Raw genomic sequence first — 19,033 nt, forward strand, 5'->3', positions numbered from 1 at the left:
CAGGCCAAGGGTCACGCGCGCACCCACCGACCACAGCCCACCGCTCAGCGAGCCGCAGCCACAACCCTCACAGTCAGCCCAGGACCTCGACCTCCACCTCCCACGCGAGGTCGTCGAGGATCTCCGCCGCGTGCGTGTTCGCGGCACGGACCGCCGTCTCCAGGTCCGGGGCCTCGCCCCGGAGGTCGAACGTCACCCGGCCCGGCCCGACGAACCCCGGCGGGGCGTCGTCGCGCAGCGCGCCGAGGGCGTCGGCCATGCCGGCGCGGGTCTCGTCGTCGGGCACGTCCGGGACGGTGAGGTGGGCGACGTAGTCGGGCATGGGGGACATGGTGCCGGAGGGCACCGACAGGGCACTGGGGGCACCGACAGGGCACTGAGGGCACTGACAGGGCACGGACGTGGGAGCGCCCGGTGTCGGCGTCCTGCGCGGCGACGTCCCGACGGGACGCCTGCACAGCCACGTCCACGGCCCGACGGCACGCCTGCACGTCCGCGTCTCGACACGGCAACGCCCGCACGTCCACGTCCTGACGGCACTCCTGCACCACTACGGCTCGACCGCACAGCTGCGCGTCCCGGTCCCGTGGGCTCACCGGCCGTGCTCGGGCGCGGGTTCAGAACGGCGGGGCTGCGTCGAGGGGGTCGGTGGTGGCGTCGTGGGTCCGGCCGGTCCCGGGGCGCACCAGGTAGCGGTGGCCCGCGGGGGTGATCCACTCGAAGAGCCCGGGTTCGATCTGCCGCAGGCGGAAGCCGCCGTCGGTCTTCAGGCGGTGGTGGCGGTGGCACATCGGTCCGAGGTTGTCGGCGTCGGTGCGGCCCAGGGGTTGATCGGGTGGGTCGCCGGGTTGCCGGTGGTACTCGATGGTGTGGTCCAGGTCGGCGCGTCGGGCCGAGAAGGTGCACCCCGGTGCGACGCAGGTCGTGTCGCGGGTGCGGACGAGCTCCGCGAGTCCTGCGGGTGGTCGGTATCGCTCGCGCCCGACGTCGAGCACCTGGTCGGTGACCGGGTCGGTGACCACCCGCCGCCACACCCCGCCGTCGGCCACTGCCCGGGCGCGGACGGCGTCGATGGGGCCGTACCCGTCGAGGTCGGCAGGTTCGTCGTCGAGCCCGAGCAGGGTGGAGGCGGCGATGGTGACCCGGACCTCGGCGCCGGGGCGTCCGGTGCAGCGCCCGCAGCCCCGCCGGGCAGTGGTCGTCGGCGCGGTATCGGCGGGCGCGGTGGCGGTCGGCGCGCCGTCGGGCTCGGTGGGTGCGGTGGCGGCCGGCGCGGTGCTGGACGCGGGCACGGACGGCGCGGTGCTGGACGCGGGCACGGACGGCGCGGTGCTGGACGCGGGCACGGACGGCGCGGTGCTGGACGCGGGCACGGACGGCGCGCTCCCGGCGGCGGGCTCGCTCACCGGGACGACGGTGGCGGTCGGGATCGGCTCGACCGGGCGCGGGCGCACCGGCTGACGCCGGATGGTGGTCACGGTCCGGTCCGACCCTCGTCGCGGGGCCGGCAGCACCGGCGCGGGTGGGTCGAGGTGCACCTCGAACGCCGGCCCGTCCGAGGACGGCACGTCGCCGACGACGAGGTCCCGCAACCCGTCGGCGCGCAGCTGGTCCAGGGTCCGCGGGTCGCCCAGGGCCTTCGCGGCACGGGCCGTGTGGTCCAGGACCCCGTCCACCCGGGTGGCGTCCTCGGCGGCCATCACGAGCCACATCGCGGCCATGCCGTGCGGGCGCTGCCGCGGGTGGGTCACCCGCCGACCTCGTCGGGCCAGGGTGTGTCGCCCGGCCTCCCCGTGGGGGTCGGCGCGGCGGACCTCGCGGGCCACGCGCTGCTCGAGCTGCTTGCGGGAGCACTGGTGGGCGTCGGGCAGCACCGCGTTCTCCACCGCGTGGGCGGCCTGGTAGGGCAGGTCGGTCAGCCCGGTCGCGATCACGTCGGCCTTGGCGGCGTCGATGTGCCCGGTCTCCAGTGCCTCGCCGGTGGCCGCCAGCATCCCGGTCAGGAGCAGCGCGCGGTTCACGGTCCTGTTCGCCGAGACCCGCGCCCAGCCCAGCCGCATGGCCAGCTCGTCCCCGGCCACGCACGGGTGCGTCGGCGGTGCACCCGCGAGCGGTGACCAGTCCGGGGCCATCTCGGGCCGGTTCGCCAGCTCCGCGACGGCGTCCAGCATCGCGGCGTGCTGGTGGGCCTCCATCCGCGCCCGCGCGGCAACCACCTCGACCAGGATCGCCGGGGCCAGCACGGTCAGGTCCAGGCCCCGCAGCCAGTCGTCCAGCACCGGCCCGGCAGCGCACGCGGCGATGGCCTCGACCTGCCGCTGCTCGCCGGTCCGCGGCGCCCCACCGAAGGCCACCACCGGGTCCGGTCCGTACTCGGTCAGGCACACCCCGTCGGCCCCGTAGACCGGCAGCACCAGGTCCGCGACCACGTCGCCGTCGGGGTGTTCCTGCTGGTCAGCCATGCAAGAACGCTACCGGCGACCACCCGCACGCCACCGGGCCGAGCGCCCGTCCTGGGGACGCAGCACGCCCCGTCTCCTGTGGAGGACTCGGCACCCGCTCACCGACCGGGCACCGCCGCCGGACCGCACCGCCGGACCGCGCTGCCGGACCGCGCCGCCGGACCGCGCTGCCGGACCGCGCCGCCGGACCGCGCTGCCGGACCGCGCTGCCGGACCGCGCTGCCGGACCGCGCCGCCAGCGCCCCGGGAGGCCGCGTGCCGCGCCGCGTCGCACCCCGCGATCAGTCCCGGCCGTCGCCGCCCACCGCCCCGGGGGTGCTCGGCGGTTCCGGGGAAGCGGGTGCACCCGCGTCCGTCGACGCGACCGACGCAGGCGGGGCGACCTCCGCCGCGGACCCCGGGATCGCGATCGCCGACACGACCGCCCCCGCGGCCATCAGCCCCGCGCACGCCAGCATCGCCACCGGGTGCGCGTCGGCCAGCACGTCCGGGTCGGACAGCCCCGCCCCGACCCCGGCGACCAGTGGCAGCACGGCCACCGCCAGGAGACCGGCGACCCGGGCGACGGCGTTGTTGGTCGCGGACGCGACCCCCGCCAGGTGGTCGGGCGCGGCTGCGAGCGCGGTCGCCGTCAGCGGCGCGACGGTGAGCACCAGCCCGATGCCGACCAGCAGCACCCCGGGCAGCACGTCGAGCAGGTAGGCCGCGTCCGAGCCGATGCCCCCGAGCAGCACGGCCCCGGCCCCGGCCAGCAGGGGCCCGACCGTCATCGGGATGCGCGGGCCGATCCGCGCCCCGAGCGCCCCGCCCTGGGCGGACAGCAGGAGCATGAGCAGGGTCACCGGCAGGGAGGCGATCCCGGCGGCCAGCGGCGACCAGCCGGTCACGACCTGGAGCGTCACGGGCAGGAAGAAGAAGATCCCGGTCAGCGCGGCGTACACCAGCAGCGTCGCGAGGTTCACGGCGGCGAACGGCCGCCACCGGAACAGCCGCAGCGGCAGGGCCGGGTGGTCCGAGCGCACCTCCGCGACCAGGAACCCGGCCAGCGCCAGCACACCGGCGGCGCCGACGGCGGCGACCGGCCCGGTCAGCCCGCCCTCCTCGGACCAGGCGGTGAGCGACCAGGTGAGTGCCCCGAGCCCGATGCCCGCGAGCACGGTGCCCAGCACGTCGAGCCGCCCGGACGCCTCCGGGTCGGCGGACTCCGGCACGAACCGCACGGCCACGACGACCACCAGCGCGGCGAGCGGGATGTTGATGCCGAACACCCACCGCCAGCCGACCTGCTCGACGATCCAGCCGCCGAGGAAGGGCGCGACGGCCCCCGCGGCGCCGCTGAGCCCGGACCAGGCGCCGATGGCCTTGGCTCGGTCCCCGGCGACGAAGGTCGCCTGCAGGATCGCCAGCGACCCGGGGGTGAGCAGCGCGCCGCCCACGCCCTGGAGCGCGCGGGCCGCGACGAGCAGCCCGACGGTCGGGGCGACGGCGCACAGCACGGACGCCGCGGCGAAGGCCACCGTGCCGATGACGAACACCCGCCGCCGGCCGAACCGGTCGCCCAGGGACCCGCCGAGCAGCAGCAGCGCCGCGAGGGTGAGCGCGTAGCCGTTGACGGTCCACTGCAGCCCCGCGGTGGTGGCGCCGAGGTCCGCCGCGATCGCCGGCAGGGCGATGCCGACCACCGTGCCGTCCAGGAAGACGAGGGCGGAGCCGAGCACCGTCGCGAGCAGCGTGCCCCGGCCCGCCGCGGACCGCAGGACGAGGCCCGCGGGCGCGGGACCGGGCGCGGCGTCGGCGGCGTCGACGGGCACGGGACCTCCTGGCGGCTGGGCGACGGCGTCGGCGCCGGAGCCCCGTCCGGCGCCTGCCGCGCCCTGCGACAGTACGGCCGGAGACCCGCGGCGGACACCCCCGAGGACGGGCTTGACACCCCTACCCGGCGTGTCGCTCGGCCAGCGCGCACGCGCCGCGTCAGGCACAGTAGGCGGGTGGGTGACGTCAGGGACCTCCGTTCGGCGCCGGGAGCGAGGCGCGCCGACGCGCGCGCGGAGCACGACGAGCTGGTCCTCGACGCCCGTCGGTCGGCCCCGCGCGCGGCGCGGCACTGGATCATGCACCGGGTCGCGGCGTCAGGTGTCTCGGGGTCGGCGAACCAGGTGATCGAGCTGCTGACCGGCGAGGTGGTGGCCAACGCCGTCGTGCACGGACCGGAGCACGGCCGGGTGCGCGTGGCGGTGCGGATCGACCACCGGGGCGTGCGCGTCGCGGTGACCGACGAGAGCCCCGCGCGCCCGCAGGTGCAGCACCCCGCGCCGACCGCCGTGAGCGGGCGCGGCATGGCGCTGGTCGAGGCGCTGTCGCGCACCTGGGGCGTGGACGAGCACGGCGCCGACGGCAAGACGGTGTGGTTCCTGGTCGACCCGGAGGCCGACTGACGTCGAGGCCGACCGGCCCGGAGGCCGACCGGCACCCCGGTCAGCGCGGTCGGCCCTCGCCGAGCGCCAGGTCCACCACCAGCGCGCGGTGGTCCGACATCCCGGTGTCGACGGCGACCGGTTCGCTCGACGGCACCACCGGACCGTCGAGCAGCACGTGGTCGATCTGCCGGTCCGGCACCGACACCGGGAACGTGTCGACGCGCCCCACCGACCGCCAGCCGGACACGCGCGCCGGGGTCGCCCCCTCGAGGTTCAGGTCGCCGGTCACCGCGATCGGACGGGGCAGGGCCCGGCAGGCGCGCACCAGGTGCCGGAGCTGCATCACGTTCCACGCGGTGATGAACGTCAGGTGCGTGGCGACGACGGTGAGCGGCCCGTCCGGCGTCTCGACGACCGCGGCGAGCGCGGCGCGCTGCTCGTCCTGCACCAGCGACGGCCGCCGGCTCCCGCGGTGCACCATCGGCACCCGGCGGCGCAGCGTCGGCAGCGTCAGCACGCGCCACGCGCTCACGGGGTGCCGGCTGAGCAGCGCGATGCCGTAGGCGGCGATCGACGGCTGGTCCTCGCCGGTCGCCGCGGTCCACGTGCCCGGGTGACCGTGCAGCGTCGCGACGAAGCGGTGGGCCTGCGCGCCCATCGCCTCGGCGGCGACCGCGGTGAGGTCGGCCTGGTGCGACCGCGGCTGGTCGCGGTCGACCTCCTGGAGCGCCAGGACGTCGGCGTCGAGCCCGCGCACGGCGCCGGCGAACCTGTCCAGGTCCACCTTGCCGTCCGTCAAGCTCCGCCCGTGCAGGATGTTGAAGGTCGCGAGTCGCACGCCCGCGATTCTTCCCGTCGTCCTGCGGACGCGCGCGTCGTCGTGCAGACTCCGGGGGCATGACCTCCGACGCCGCCACCGCCGCGGTCGCGGGTGCCGAGGTGGGCCCCGGCGCCGCGGACCCGCCCGACCCGCGCACCGCCCTGCAGGACGCCCTGAGGATGGCTGCCGTCGCGCTCGAGGAGGCGGGCATCCCGTTCGCCCTGGTCGGCGGCTACGCCGCGTGGGCGCGCGGTGCGCCGGAGCCCGACCACGACGCCGACTTCGCGATCTCCGAGGAGGACGTGCCGCAGGCCAAGGCGGCGCTCGCCGCGGCGGGCCTGGACGTGCAGGACCCGGCCGAGAACTGGCTGTTCAAGGCGTTCCACCACGGGGCGCTGGTCGACATCCTGTTCCGGATGGTCGGCGAGCCGATCACGCACAAGATGCTCGGCCGGTCCGACGTGATGGAGGTGCTGGCCGTCCGGATGCCGGTGCTGGACGCGACGGACATCATCTCCGCGAAGATGCGGGTGCTCGGCGAGCACTACTGCGACTTCACGCGGATGATCGCGATGGTCCGGGCGCTGCGGGAGCAGATCGACTGGGACCGGGTGCAGCAGGAGACGGGCGCGACGCCGTACGGCAGGGCGTTCCTGCTGCTGGTGCACGAGCTCGGGATCTCGCCGGTGGGGCCCGCTCTGCGCTGAGCAGGGGCGGCCGTCGACGCCCGGCGCGGCCCCGGCGCGGGCCCGGCGCGACTCGCCCGCCCGGTCGTGCAAGGACCGGCCCCGACGCGACACAGTGGTGGCACAGGCGTGCGCCGACGCGCGCGCCCCGCCACCGACGCGAGGGGAACGCGTGCACAGCGCTCGACAGCCTGCCGCCGGGACGGACGCCGCGGGGTCCGACCTGCCCGCCGACGCGCCCGGGGGACCGGACGCGCCCGCGGGGCCGGACGCACCCGCCGGACCCGGTGCGACCGACGGCGCGGCCGTGCGCGACGGGCCCTGGTTCGAGGACCTGTTCGCCCGGCACGCACCCGCGGTGCACCGGTACCTCCTGCGCCGCGGCGCGGGCGACGACGCCGAGGACCTCGCCGCCGACGTGCTGACCGTCGCGTGGCGCCGCCGCGCCGAGGTGCCGGACGGCCACGAGCTGCCCTGGCTCTACCGCACGGCGGGGTTCGTGCTGGCGAACCACCGGCGCAAGGGCCGCCCGGTCCCGGTCGAGACGGTGCCCGACGAGCCCGATCCCGACGACCCCGCTGTCCGGGCCGTGCGCGACGAGCGGGTGCGCGTGGCGCTGGCCCGGCTCAGCGCCCGCGACCGGCAGGTGCTGCTGCTCACTGCCTGGGAGGGGCTGTCGGGCGACGACCTCGCGCTCGTGCTCGGGGTGTCCCGTGGCGGGGCGGACGCCGCGCTGTCCCGCGCCCGGTCCCGGCTCCGTGAGGTGTGGGCGGCGGACTGACCGCACCGCGCGCACCGGCGCCGCCGGGACGTGTGCAAGCCCCGGCGACCCGGGGACACAGAGGGGGTGGACGCGCCCGCTCCGCACCGGCGGCGGGCGCACGACCCCGAGGAGGCCACCGTGGACGAGCACCGAGACCAGCACCCGGCCGCCGCCGGCGGCTCGCCGGGCGGTCACGACGACGCGCGCGCCGGGCAGCCCGAGGGCGCGGCGCCCGGCAGCGCGGCGGCCGACCGCGCGGCGCCCGACAGCGCGGCGCCCGGCAGCGCGGCGGCCGACCGCGCGACGCCCGCCGACTCGGCGCGCACGGACCAGGCCGGCCGCGCAGCGCCCGACAGCGAGGCTCCCGACGACGAGGCGTTCGCGCGGCTCAGGGCCGCCGACCCGGCCGCGAGCTCCCGGCTCGACTCGGCCGCGCTGCGGGCGGAGGTGGCCCGCCGGACCGCCGCCGAGGAGGCCCCCGGGGCCCCGGACGGTGCCGAGGCCGACGCCGGTGCCGACGCCGGTGCCGACGCCGGCGCAGGCGCCGCGGTCGTCGCGCTCGCGCCCCGTCGCCGCTCGCGGTGGCTCCAGGTCGCCGCGGTGGCCGCGGCCGCGGCCGTCGTGGCCGGGGCGGGCGGCTACGCCCTGGGCACCGGGGGTGGCGCCGACGCGGTCACCGCCGAGGCCCCGATCACCCTGTCCGCCCCCGGCGCCGCGGCGGAGGGCACGATGAAGATGGACGCCGCGGGGTCGACCGCGGACCTGCGGATCGCGCCCGGGTTCGGCGGCCGCGCGGTCTTCTCCGCCTCGGGCCTCGCCGACGACACCGCGTCGGGGCACGCGTGGGCGTTCGACGCCGCGTCGGTGTTCTCCGCCGAGACCGCCGCCCGCGCGGCCGGCGTGCTGGGTGTGGCCGGGGAGCCGGTCCTGCAGTACGGCGCGTGGACCGTCGGCGCGCAGGACGGCTCGGGCCCGAGCCTGTCGCTGCAGCCGGACGGGACCGCCGGGCTGAGCTACTACGACCCGACCCGCGACCCGTGGTCCTGCACCGCGTCCGCCCCCGACCGGCCCGGCGACGGCGCCGCGTCGGACGGCGCCGCGTCGGACGGCTCCGCGGGCACGGCCTCCGAGGGTGCGGCCCCCGACGGCGCGGCCGTGGAGGTCGTCCCGACCCCGGAGCCGGCGACCCTGGACCCGGCGCTGGTCGACCCGGCGCTGCCGTCGGTGGTCGGCCCGTCCTGCGACCCGGCGGCCGGCCCCGCCCCGACCGGCGACGCCGCCACCTCGGCCGCGCGGGACCTGCTCGGCGCGCTCGGCGTGGACCCCGACGGCTTCCAGTACGAGGTCGTCGACACCGGGGACGCCCGATCGTCGACGGTGACGGCGTACCAGGTGCTCGACGGGCAGCAGACGGGGCTCACCTGGTCGGTGACGCTGGTCGCCGACGGCGTGCAGTCGCTGTACGGCTCGCTGGCCCCGCTGGTCGACCTCGGGGCGTACCCGGTCGTGGGCGCGGCGACGGCGGTCGAGCGGCTGAACGACCCGCGGTTCGGCGCCGGCTTCGGCGGGGTCATGCCGCTGGCCCGCGCCGAGGTCGCCGACGACGCGGCCGCCTCCTCGTCGTCCGCGTCCGCCGACCCGACGGTCCCCCCGACCGCCCGGCCGGGCGCCGCGATCCCGTGGGCGGTTCAGCAGGTCACGATCACCGGTGCGCGGCTCGGCGTCAGCCAGGTGACCGGTGCCGACGGCTCGGCGCTCCTGGTGCCGGCCTACGAGCTCTCCGACGCGGACGGCTCCACGTGGAGCGTCGTCGCGGTGGACGAGGGCTCGCTCGATCTCGCCGGGTGACCGGCGACGCGTCCCGCTGCGGAGGGCGGCGGGACGCGCAGGGGGCGACAGCCCTGACGCGGGCGGGGAGCCGGAGGGCGGCTCCCCGCCCCCGTGCCTGCCAGCGGTTGCCGACGCGCGCCCGGCACGGGACCGTCGGTGGATGGGACGACGACACGACAGCACCGGTCACCGCACCCACCACCGCGCCGGCCCCGGACCTGCCCCGGGCGACCCGACCGTGGCCCTGGCGCCGGCCGGGACGCCACCACGGCACCGGGGCACCGCCGCCGGCCTCCTCCTGCGCAGCGCGGTGCTCGGCGTCGCCGCGGGTTCCCGGGCGTCGCTGGCGCTCGCGGCCCCGACGCTCGCCGACCCGGCGAGCGGCCGGCTGAAGCGGCTCGGCGCGCGGCTGGGGGTCGTCGCCGAGCTGACCGGCGACAAGCTGCCCAGCACGCCGAGCCGGCTCGACCCGCCCGGTCCCCAGAGCCGCGCGGTCGCCGCGGCGCTGGGCGGAGTCGTCCTCGCGCGGCAGCGCGGCCGGTCGGTCGTGCTCCCCGCGGCGACGGCGGCGCTGTTCTCGGCCGCGGGCACCTGGGGCGGGGCCGCGTGGCGCGCGTGGGCGGCGCAGCGCGGTCCGGACTGGCGCGGCGCGTTCGCCGAGGACGCGGTCGCCCTGACCCTGGCCACCCTGGCGTCGCACACCCGCCGCTGACCCGGCGGCGCCGCGCCGCCCGCCGCGAGCGGACGACGCCGCACCGCAGCGTCGCGTCGTCCGCGAGCGGGTACCCGACGCGTCGAGCGAGTAGTCGGCGACTAGCCCTTCGACGCGTCGAGTACCCCCTCGACGCGTCGGCCACCCCCTCGACGCGTCGGGTACCCCTTCGACGCGTCGGCCACCCCCTCGCCGCGTCGGCCACCCCCTCGCCGGCTTCGCCGCGCCCGCGGCCGCGCCCCCCGCGTCGGGGTCGGGCTCGCGTGTGCGTCGCCTGCACCGTGCACGGTCACAGTTGCGTAACAGAGGCGATGCCGCCCTGGGCGCCTCAGTCCTGTGCACCGTACTGTGACCGTGCACAGCGAGGTGAGGGAGCAGGAGCGGGATGACGGAGTTCGGCTGGCCGACGCAGGGGATCTCCTACGGCGGCGACTACAACCCGGAGCAGTGGCCGCGCCACGTCTGGGACGAGGACGTCGCCCTGATGCGCGAGGCGGGCGTCAACCTGGTCAGCGTCGGCATCTTCTCCTGGGCTCTGCTGGAGCCGCGCGAGGGGGAGTACGACTTCGGCTGGCTGGACGACGTGCTCGACCTGCTGCACGCGAACGGCATCGCGGTCGACCTCGGCACCCCCACCGCCGCGCCGCCCGCCTGGTTCTACGCGACGTACCCCCACGCGCGGGTCGTCACCCGCGAGGGGACCGCGCTCGGCCCGGGCTCGCGCGGCATGGTCTCGCCGTCCTCGCCCGAGTACCGCGCGGCGGCGGCCCGGATCGGGGGCGCGCTCGCCCGCCGGTACGCGGACCACCCGGCCGTCGTGCTGTGGCACGTGCACAACGAGTACGGCGCCCCCGTCGGGGAGGACTTCTCCCCGGCGTCCGTCGCGGCGTTCCGGGGCTGGCTCCGGGAGCGCTACGGCACCCTCGACGGGCTGAACGCCGCGTGGGGCACCGCGTTCTGGGGCCAGGTCTACGGCGACTGGGAGCACGTCGGCGCCCCCGGCGCGACCGCCTCCACCCCGAACCCGGCGCAGCGGCTCGACTTCGCGCGGTTCACCGACGAGGCCCTGCGAGCCTGCTTCCGCGCGGAGCGGGACGCGATCCGCGCCCACGCCGCCCAGCCGGTGACCACCAACTTCATGGCGCACCAGTCGTACAACACCGACCTGTGGCGCTGGGCCCGCGAGGTCGACGTCGTCTCCGACGACCACTACCTGTGGTCCCCGGACGAGGACGCGCACGTCGGCCTGGCGCTGTCCGCGGACCTGACCCGGTCCGTCGCGCGCGGCAAGCCGTGGATCCTCATGGAGCACTCGACGTCGGCGGTGAACTGGCAGGGCCACAACATCGCCAAGCGCCCGGGGGAGATGCACCGCAACGCGTTCACCCACCTCGGTCGCGGCGCGGACGGCATCCTGTTCTTCCAGTGGCGGGCCTCCCGCTCCGGCGCGGAGAAGTTCCACTCGGCGATGCTCCCGCACGCCGGCACCGGGTCCCGGGTGTTCCGCGAGGTCGTCGAGCTGGGCGCGAAGCTCGGCCGGCTGGCCGAGGTCCGGGGCTCGCGGGTGCAGGCGGACGTCGCCGTGCTCTACGACTGGGAGTCGCTCTGGGCCCAGGACCTGGAGTGGCGGCCGTCGGACGAGCTCGGCTTCCGCGAGCGGGTCCGCGCCTACTACGAGCGGCTGTGGCGGGACGGCGTGACCGTCGACTTCGCGCACCCCGAGGACGACCTGTCCGGCTACCGCCTGGTGGTCGCGCCGTCGTCGTACCTGGTGACCCAGGCGGCCGGGAAGAACCTCTCCGACTACGTCGCCCAGGGCGGCACCCTGCTGGTGTCCTGCTTCGCCGGCGTCGTGGACGAGCACGACGCCGTGCACGAGGGCGGCTTCGGGGCCCCGCTGCGCACGGCCCTCGGCCTGACCGTGGAGGAGTTCCTGCCGGTCCGCCCGCAGCACGAGGTCGCGGTCGACCTGGACGGCACGACGATCCCGACCGCGGCCTGGAGCGAGCACCTGGCGCTGGACGGCGCCGAGGTCCGCGGGACCTACCGCGGCGGTCCGGCGGACGGCCTGCCCGCGATCACCCGGCACGCGCACGGCGCCGGCGCCGGCTGGTACGTGAGCACGAAGCTGGGGGTCGACGCCCTCGCCCCCGTGCTCGCCGCGGTGTACGCGGACGCCGGGATCACGCCGCCGGGGCTGCCCGAGGGCCTCGAGGTCACGGTCCGGCGCGGCGACGCCCACGACTACGTGGTCGCGGTGAACCACCGCGACGAGCCGGTCACCCTCGCGGTGCCGGGCACGGAGCTGCTCTCCGGCACCGACGCCGGCGAGTCGTACGAGGTCGGCGCGGGGGAGGTGGCGGTGCTGCGCACCGCCGCGCGCCCGCAGGGGGGTGGTCGCTGACCGCACGACCGCGGCTGCCGCCCGCCCCGCCGGACCCCTCCGGCGGCAGGGCTGGCCGGCAGCCCGTACCGCGGTGGCGCACCGAGCGCCCCCGCACCCACCACGGGTCGCAAGGACGCGATCGACGCGCACGCGGCGGCCCTCCCGGAAAGGACGACACATGCGCAGGCACTTCGCAGCCGGCGTCGCCGCAGTGGCGACGGTGGCCCTCCTCGCCGCGTGCAGCGGCGACCCCGCCCCCGCCACGACGGCCGACGGCGGCACCGCCGCGGCGGGCTCGGGCGGCGAGCTCGTGATCTGGTCGGACGCCGAGCGCGCCGAGGCGATCAAGAACGCCGCCGCGGACTTCGAGGCGGACAGCGGCGCGACCGTCACGGTCGTGCAGAAGAACTTCGAGGACCTCCGGGCCGACTTCCTCGCCCAGGTCCCCACGGGCGAGGGCCCGGACATCACGGTCGGCGCGCACGACTGGCTGGGCGAGTTCGTCGAGTCCGGCGTCGTCGACACGATCAGCCTCGGCTCGCGCGCCGACGACTTCGAGCAGGTCACGCTCGATGCCTTCACCTACGACGGCCAGCTGTACGCCCTGCCGTACGCGCAGGAGTCGGTCGCGCTGATCCAGAACACCGCGCTGGTCGGGGACACCGCCCCGCAGACGTTCGACGAGATGATCCAGATGGCGACCGACGCCGGCTTCGCCGACCGGCCGTTCATCCTCTACACGAACGGCGCCGAGGGTGACATGTACACCTCGTACGCCTTCCAGACGTCGTTCGGCGCCCCCGTGTTCGTCCAGGACGAGGACGGCTCGTACACCTCCGAGGTCGGCATGGGCGGCGACGCCGGTCTGGCCTACGCCCGGTGGATCCACGAGAACGGCTCGGCCGGCACCGGCTACTTCACCGACACCGTCGACTACGACATCGGCAACGAGCTGTTCGCGACCGGCCAGTCGCCGTTCATCATCCAGGGCCCGTGGACCATCCCCACGTACCAGGACGCGGGCGTCGAGGTCGCGGTCAGCCCGATCCCGTCGGCCGGCGGCGGCACCGCGGCGCCGTTCGTGGGCGTGCAGGGCTTCTACCTGTCGGCGCAGTCGTCGAACGCGCTGCTCGCGAACGACTTCCTCGCGAACTACGTGGCCACCGACGAGGCGCAGCAGGCGCTGTACGACGCCGACCCGCGCATCCCGGCGCTCACCGCCGTGGCGGAGCAGGTCAGCGACGACCCGGTCATCGCCGGCTTCCTCGCCTCGGCGCAGAACGGCGTGCCGATGCCGAACATCCCCGAGATGGGCGCCGTCTGGGACTTCTGGAACGCCGCGCAGATCGCGCTGATCACCGGCCAGGACCCCGACAGCACCTGGTCCTCGATGGTCGCCAGCGTCGAGTCGGCGATCGGCTGACCCCCGGTGCGGGCGGGGCGTACGCGCCCCGCCCGCACCACCGGCACCACCCCGGGCCGCGCCCGCCCCCCGGGACCCGCGCCCGCCACGACCCGCACGAGGAGCAACGATGTCCGTCGGCACGAGCACCGCCGCGCACCCGCCCGGCACCCCGCCCGACCGGTCCGGCGAGCCGGGCGCCCCGGCGCCCCGCGAGTCGCACGCCCGCGCGTGGCGCGGCCTCGGCTGGGGCTTCGCCGTGAAGCTCCTGCTGATGATGGTGGTCAACGCGGGCGGCGTGCTGGCGATCCTGTCGGCCTACCGGGCGGGCGCCTGGGTGGTGCTCGCCGCGCTGGTCGTGCTGCTCGCCGCGGCGGACTGGATCTACTTCTCCCGCCGCGCCCTGCCGCTGAAGTACCTGTTCCCCGGCCTGGTGTTCCTCGCCGTGTTCCAGATGTTCACGCTGCTCTACACGGGCTACGTGGCCTTCACCAACTACGGCACCGGCCACCTCGGCAGCATGCAGCAGGCCGTCGACGCCGCCCTGATCCAGGACGAGCGCCAGGTCGAGGGCTCGCCGGAGTACCCGCTCGCGGTGGTGCGGGACGGCGACGCGCTCGGGTTCGCGGTGAACGACGACGGCACGGTCCGCGTCGGCACGGCCGACGAGCCGCTGGACGCGGTCGGCGGCGCGCAGGTCGACGACCGCGGCACGCCGGTCGCGGTGCCCGGCTGGGAGGTCGTGCCGCGGGCCCAGCTCTACTCCGACGCGGACCTGCAGGCCGAGGTCGTCGCGCTCCGCGTCCCGGTGTCCGACGACGCCGAGGACGGCTCGCTGCGCACCCGCGAGGGCTCGACCGCCGCGGTGTACACCTCCCGGCTGGTGTGGGACCCGGACGCGCAGACGATCACCAACACCGAGACCGGCGCCGTCTACAGCCCGAGCGACCGCGGGCAGTTCGTCACCGAGGACGGCGAGCGGCTGGCGGCCGGCTGGTACGTCAACGTCGGCTTCGACAACTTCGTCCGGGCCTTCACCGACGCGAGCTACGCGGGGCCGCTGCTCAAGGTCGCCGTGTGGACGTTCGCGTTCGCGATCCTCACGGTGCTCACGAGCTTCGGGCTCGGCCTGCTGTTCGCGCTGATCTACAACGACCCGCGCATCCGCGGCCGCAAGGCGCTGCGGACGCTGTTCATCCTGCCGTACGCGTTCCCGGCGTTCATGTCCGCCCTGCTGTGGCGCGGCATGCTCAACTCCGAGTTCGGCGTCATCAACGACTGGTTCTTCTTCGGCGCCGACATCGGCTGGCTGTCCGACCCGTGGCTGGCGAAGGCCGCGATCCTCTGGGTCAACCTCTGGCTGAGCTACCCGTACTGGTTCCTGGTCACCACGGGCGCGCTGCAGGCGCTGCCGGGCGACGTGATGGAGGCCGCGCGGGTCGACGGCGCCGGGCGCTGGCGGCAGTTCCGGTCGATCACGCTGCCGATGCTGCTCGTGTCGACCGCCCCGCTGGCGATCGCGTCGTTCGCCTTCAACTTCAACAACTTCACGATCATCTACATGCTCACCGGCGGCGGGCCGGCCTTCCCCGGCGCCAGCACGCCGATGGGGTCGACCGACATCCTGATCTCCGCGATCTACCAGATCTCCGGGGTGTCGGGCGGCCGCGCCGACTACGGCCTCGCCAGCGCCCTGTCCATCGTGGTGTTCGTCGTGATCGGCGTCGTCTCCGGCCTGGCGTTCCGCCGGACCCGCAAGCTCGAGGAGATCTGAGATGGCTCTCGCGAACCCCGCGCAGCGGACCGCCGCCCCCGCCCCGGGCCGCCCGACGCGCGCCCGCCGCACGCGGTGGTGGGCGGAGATCGGCTGGAAGTACCCCGTCGGCCTGGTCATCGTGTTCTACGCGGTCTTCCCGCTGGTCTACGCGCTGTCCGCCGCGCTCGACCCGTCCGGCTCGCTCGCCGGGTCGAGCTCGTTGTTCCGGACCGTCGGCCTGGACAACTTCGTCGCGCTCGGCGACACCCTGTACTGGACCTGGGTCGGCAACACCCTGCTGATCGGCGGCGTCGCCGCGTTCGGCGCGGTGCTCATGGGCGCCGCCGCGGCCTACGCGTTCTCCCGGTTCCGGTTCCAGGGGCGGCGCGCGTCGCTCACCTCGCTGCTGATGATCCAGATGTTCCCGCAGACGGTGGCGTTCGTGGCCGTGTTCCTGCTGCTGATCTCGCTGGGGAACGTGATCCCGGCGCTCGGCGTGAACTCGCGGGTCGCGCTGATCTGCGTCTACCTCGGCGGCGCGCTCGGGGCGAACACGTTCCTCATGTACGGGTTCTTCAACTCCGTACCCCGCGAGATCGACGAGGCCGCGCGCATCGACGGCGCCACCCACTCGCAGATCTACTGGCGGCTGATCATGCCGCTCGTGACGCCGATCCTGGCCGTCGTGGCGCTGCTCGCGTTCATCTCCGCGTTCGGCGACTTCATCCTGGCGCGCATCGTGCTGACGAGCGAGGAGAACTGGACGCTCGCCGTCGGCATGTACCAGTGGGTGTCCAACCAGCTGACCTCGCGGTGGGGGCTGTTCGCGGCCGGCGCGGTCATCGGGTCGATCCCCGTGCTGGCGCTGTTCCTGTCGCTGCAGCGGTACATCGTCGGCGGGCTGTCGGCGGGTTCGGTCAAGGGCTGACCGCCGCGCCCCCGGGGACCGTCCCGGGGCGAGGAAACGCCGGGCACGGACGCCGGGCGGCAGGGGGACCACGGACGGACGGGCGGGCGCGCGCTCCGGCGCGCCCGCGCCACGGCGATCCAGAGAGGACCGGTCGATGAGGACCAGACCACGACGGCGGGGTGCGCGCACGGTGGCGCTGGCCGCTGTGCTGACGATGACGGGGGTGGCGGGCGTGACGGGAGCCGCGGGCGGGGCGGCGGTGGCCGCGGACGAGCCGGTGCCGGTCGAGGCGGGCATCACCGTCCCGCGCGTCGACGGCATGGGGGAGGGCTGGATCAACGGTGCCGACCTCTCCAGCGTCCTGTCGCTCGAGGAGTCCGGGGTGGTGTTCCGCGACGAGGCGGGCCGGCCGGCGGACGTCTTCGACGTCCTCGCGGACGCCGGCGTCAACTACGCCCGCGTCCGGGTGTGGAACGAGCCCTACACCAGCGCGGACCCCGCGCTCGGGTACGGCGGGGGGAACGTGGACGCCGCGCGCGCCGTCGAGATCGGGCGCCGGGCGACCGCTGCCGGCATGCGGGTGCTGGTCGACTTCCACTACTCCGACTTCTGGGCGCACCCCGGCCAGCAGCGCTCGCCGCGGGCGTGGGCCGGGCTCGACCTGGACCAGCGGGCCGCGGCGTTGAAGGGCTACACGGCGGACACGCTGCGGGCCATGGCGGATGCCGGGGTCGACGTCGGGATGGTGCAGATCGGGAACGAGACGACCGGCGGCGAGATCGCCGGCGTCCAGGGCTGGGACAGCACGGTCCGGCTGTTCCGGGCCGGCTCGGAGGCGGTCCGCGAGACCCTCGGTCCCGACGTGAAGGTCGCGGTGCACTTCACCAACCCCGAGCGCGCCGGGCAGTACGCCGCCGCCGCGAAGGCCCTGCACGACGGTGGCGTCGACTACGACGTCTTCCTCAGCTCGTACTACGCGTTCTGGCACGGCAGCCTCGCCAACCTGACGGCGGTGCTCGACCAGGTCGCGACGACCTACGACAAGGAGGTCGCGGTCGCCGAGACGTCGTGGGCGTACACCCTCGAGGACGGCGACGGGTACCCCAACGTCATCCGCACCGCCCCCACCGCGTACTCCGCCTCGGTGCAGGGCCAGGCCCTGGCGGTCCGCGACGTGATGCAGGCGGTCGCGGACGTCTCCGGCGGTCGCGGCATCGGCACCTTCTACTGGGAGCCCGCGTGGCTGCCGGTCGGCCCGCCCGAGCAGGTGGACGCGAACTGGGACCTGTGGGAGCGGGACGGGTCCGGCTGGGCCAGCACCCACTCCCAGGAGTTCTACGACCCCACCGGGGCCCTCGGCGGCGAGTGGGCCGACGAGTACGGCGGCTCCTCCTGGGACAACCAGGCGCTGTTCGCGTTCGACGGCACCCCGCTCGAGTCGCTGCGGGTGTACGAGTACGCGCGCACCGGGTCGGTCGCCCCGCGCCAGGTGGACGCCGTCGAGCAGCCGCGCCTGACCGTCGTCGCCGGCGACGCCGTGCCGCTGCCCGGCACGCTGCGCGTGTCCTACACCGACGGCACCACCGAGGACGAGGCGGTCACCTGGCGGGACGACCCGTCCTGGCTGCTCGACCCCGGGACCTACACCTTCGCCGGCACGACGGCGGGCGGGCACGCCGCCACCGCGACGGTCACGGTGCTGGCCGACGCCGGGCAGGGCGAGAACCTCGTCGTCAACGGCGGGTTCGAGGACGGGGCGGCGCCGTGGACCGGCACCGGCACCGGCTACACGATCAGCTCGACGAACGACCCGTACGCCGGGCAGCGGTCGACGCACTTCTGGGCCGCCGCCCCGTACGCGTTCACGATCGAGCAGACCGTCACCGGCGTGCCGGCCGGGCAGTACCGCCTGTCGGCGCGTGCCCAGGGCGGCGACGCCGGGTCGGCGGACACAATGCAGATCTCCGCGAGCTCCGGCATCTCCTCGGTCACCGCGGACTTCCGGCTCGACGGTTTCGCGAACTGGCAGCACCCGCAGACGGACGTGCTGACCGTCGCCGCCGACGGCGTCGTCGTGGTCTCGGCCTCGCTCGCGCTGTCCGGCGGGGCGTGGGGATCGCTCGACGCGTTCGAGCTCGTCGCCGTGCCCGACACCGCCGTCGCCGACACCGCCGCGCTGCGGGGTCTCGCGGAGCGCGCGGCCGGGGTCGACCGCGCGCGGTACACGGCCGACTCGGTCGCCGCCCTCGACGCGGCGGCGGGCCGGGCGGACTTCGTGCTCCGGGCCGCGGCCCCCGGGCAGGCGACGGTCGACGGCGCGGTGGCGGCGCTCACCGCCGCGCTGGACGGGCTGGTCGCGCTGCCCGGCACGACGCCCCCGACCCCGGGGCCGACGACGCCGCCCACCCCCGGGCCGACGACCCCGCCCGCGCAGGACGCCCCGGCCGGGACCCTGTCCGCCACCACCGTCCGGGCGGGCGGCACGGTGACGCTCGCGCTCACCGGCATGCCCGGCGAGCGGGTGGAGGTCGGCATCGCGTCGGTGTACCAGCGGCTCGCCACCGCCGGGCTCGTCGACGGCGCCGCGACCGTGACGGTCACGATCCCCGCGGACCTCGCACCGGGCCTGCACCACCTGCAGGTGCGCGACGCCGCGGGGACCGTCCTGCTCGCGCTGCCGGTCACGGTCCTCGCCGCGGACGGCGGGACCGCCGCGTCCGGGCGGCTCGCCGCCACCGGCGCCGCCGGGGCGGGGCTCGCGCTGGCGACCGCCCTGGCGCTCGTGGGCTCCGGCGCGGTGCTCCTGACCCGGCGCCGCCGGGCCGCGCGCACCGCCCCCGGGCGTCCGGGACGCTGACCGGCGTGCGCGACCGACCCGGCCGGGATGTC

At 76.2% G+C, this 19,033-nt stretch carries 14 protein-coding genes; 10 read left to right on the forward strand and 4 right to left on the reverse strand.

Annotated elements, in window-relative coordinates:
- Nucleotides 1-73 precede the first annotated feature (73 nt).
- The 3 genes from FS882_RS21050 to FS882_RS14645 all read right to left on the reverse strand — a co-directional run bounded on the left by FS882_RS21050 (nucleotide 74) and on the right by FS882_RS14645 (nucleotide 4,273).
- Nucleotides 74-322, reverse strand: a complete 249-nt coding sequence (locus tag FS882_RS21050) for a hypothetical protein (protein WP_187365313.1) — start codon at nucleotides 320-322, stop codon at nucleotides 74-76.
- Between the two features lie 295 nt (nucleotides 323-617).
- On the reverse strand, nucleotides 618-2,462 hold the full coding sequence (locus FS882_RS14640; protein WP_158374010.1) for an HNH endonuclease signature motif containing protein: 1,845 nt from the start codon (nucleotides 2,460-2,462) through the stop codon (nucleotides 618-620).
- Nucleotides 2,463-2,743: 281 nt separating this feature from the next.
- Complete coding sequence (locus FS882_RS14645; protein ID WP_222848231.1) at nucleotides 2,744-4,273, reverse strand: DHA2 family efflux MFS transporter permease subunit; 1,530 nt, start codon at nucleotides 4,271-4,273, stop codon at nucleotides 2,744-2,746.
- Between the two features lie 177 nt (nucleotides 4,274-4,450).
- On the opposite strand from FS882_RS14645, the gene FS882_RS14650 reads away from it, so the two are divergent.
- A complete protein-coding gene (locus tag FS882_RS14650) occupies nucleotides 4,451-4,897 on the forward strand; it encodes an ATP-binding protein (protein WP_239198962.1) in 447 nt (148 codons plus the stop codon).
- A gap of 40 nt (nucleotides 4,898-4,937) precedes the next feature.
- On the opposite strand, the gene FS882_RS14655 is transcribed toward FS882_RS14650, so the two are convergent.
- Nucleotides 4,938-5,717: an endonuclease/exonuclease/phosphatase family protein gene (locus FS882_RS14655; RefSeq protein ID WP_158374012.1), complete on the reverse strand. Its 780-nt coding sequence runs from the start codon at nucleotides 5,715-5,717 to the stop codon at nucleotides 4,938-4,940.
- 59 nt (nucleotides 5,718-5,776) lie between these two features.
- Here FS882_RS14655 and FS882_RS14660 point away from each other — a divergent pair, with 59 nt between their 5' ends.
- From FS882_RS14660 to FS882_RS21055, 9 genes are all read left to right on the forward strand, one after another.
- On the forward strand, nucleotides 5,777-6,406 hold the full coding sequence (locus FS882_RS14660) for a nucleotidyltransferase family protein (RefSeq protein ID WP_187365314.1): 630 nt from the start codon (nucleotides 5,777-5,779) through the stop codon (nucleotides 6,404-6,406).
- A 151-nt stretch (nucleotides 6,407-6,557) separates the two neighbouring features.
- Nucleotides 6,558-7,166, forward strand: coding sequence for an RNA polymerase sigma factor (locus FS882_RS14670; RefSeq protein WP_410053288.1), 609 nt, complete (start codon nucleotides 6,558-6,560; stop codon nucleotides 7,164-7,166).
- Nucleotides 7,167-7,286: 120 nt separating this feature from the next.
- On the forward strand, nucleotides 7,287-8,996 hold the full coding sequence (locus FS882_RS14675) for a hypothetical protein (protein WP_158374016.1): 1,710 nt from the start codon (nucleotides 7,287-7,289) through the stop codon (nucleotides 8,994-8,996).
- A gap of 142 nt (nucleotides 8,997-9,138) precedes the next feature.
- Nucleotides 9,139-9,690, forward strand: coding sequence for a hypothetical protein (locus tag FS882_RS14680; protein WP_158374018.1), 552 nt, complete (start codon nucleotides 9,139-9,141; stop codon nucleotides 9,688-9,690).
- Between the two features lie 385 nt (nucleotides 9,691-10,075).
- Nucleotides 10,076-12,094 (forward strand): beta-galactosidase, encoded by a 2,019-nt coding sequence (locus FS882_RS14685; RefSeq protein ID WP_158374021.1) that lies wholly within the window; start codon nucleotides 10,076-10,078, stop codon nucleotides 12,092-12,094.
- A gap of 160 nt (nucleotides 12,095-12,254) precedes the next feature.
- Nucleotides 12,255-13,499 carry a maltose ABC transporter substrate-binding protein gene (locus FS882_RS14690; protein WP_158374023.1) on the forward strand — a complete coding sequence of 415 codons (1,245 nt, stop codon included), beginning with the start codon at nucleotides 12,255-12,257 and terminating at the stop codon, nucleotides 13,497-13,499.
- 109 nt (nucleotides 13,500-13,608) lie between these two features.
- Entirely contained in the window at nucleotides 13,609-15,252 is a 1,644-nt protein-coding gene (locus tag FS882_RS14695) for an ABC transporter permease subunit (RefSeq protein WP_158374026.1), read from the forward strand.
- Nucleotide 15,253: 1 nt separating this feature from the next.
- The gene (locus tag FS882_RS14700; protein WP_158374029.1) at nucleotides 15,254-16,162 is read left to right on the forward strand and encodes a sugar ABC transporter permease; all 909 of its coding nucleotides are present in this window, start codon (nucleotides 15,254-15,256) and stop codon (nucleotides 16,160-16,162) included.
- A 136-nt stretch (nucleotides 16,163-16,298) separates the two neighbouring features.
- Nucleotides 16,299-19,001 carry a glycosyl hydrolase 53 family protein gene (locus FS882_RS21055; protein WP_187365315.1) on the forward strand — a complete coding sequence of 901 codons (2,703 nt, stop codon included), beginning with the start codon at nucleotides 16,299-16,301 and terminating at the stop codon, nucleotides 18,999-19,001.
- The last annotated feature ends 32 nt before the right edge of the window (nucleotides 19,002-19,033 follow it).

It is taken from the genome of Cellulosimicrobium cellulans (assembly GCF_007679345.1).
GTDB classification, from domain to species: Bacteria; Actinomycetota; Actinomycetes; order Actinomycetales; family Cellulomonadaceae; genus Cellulomonas; species Cellulomonas cellulans_A.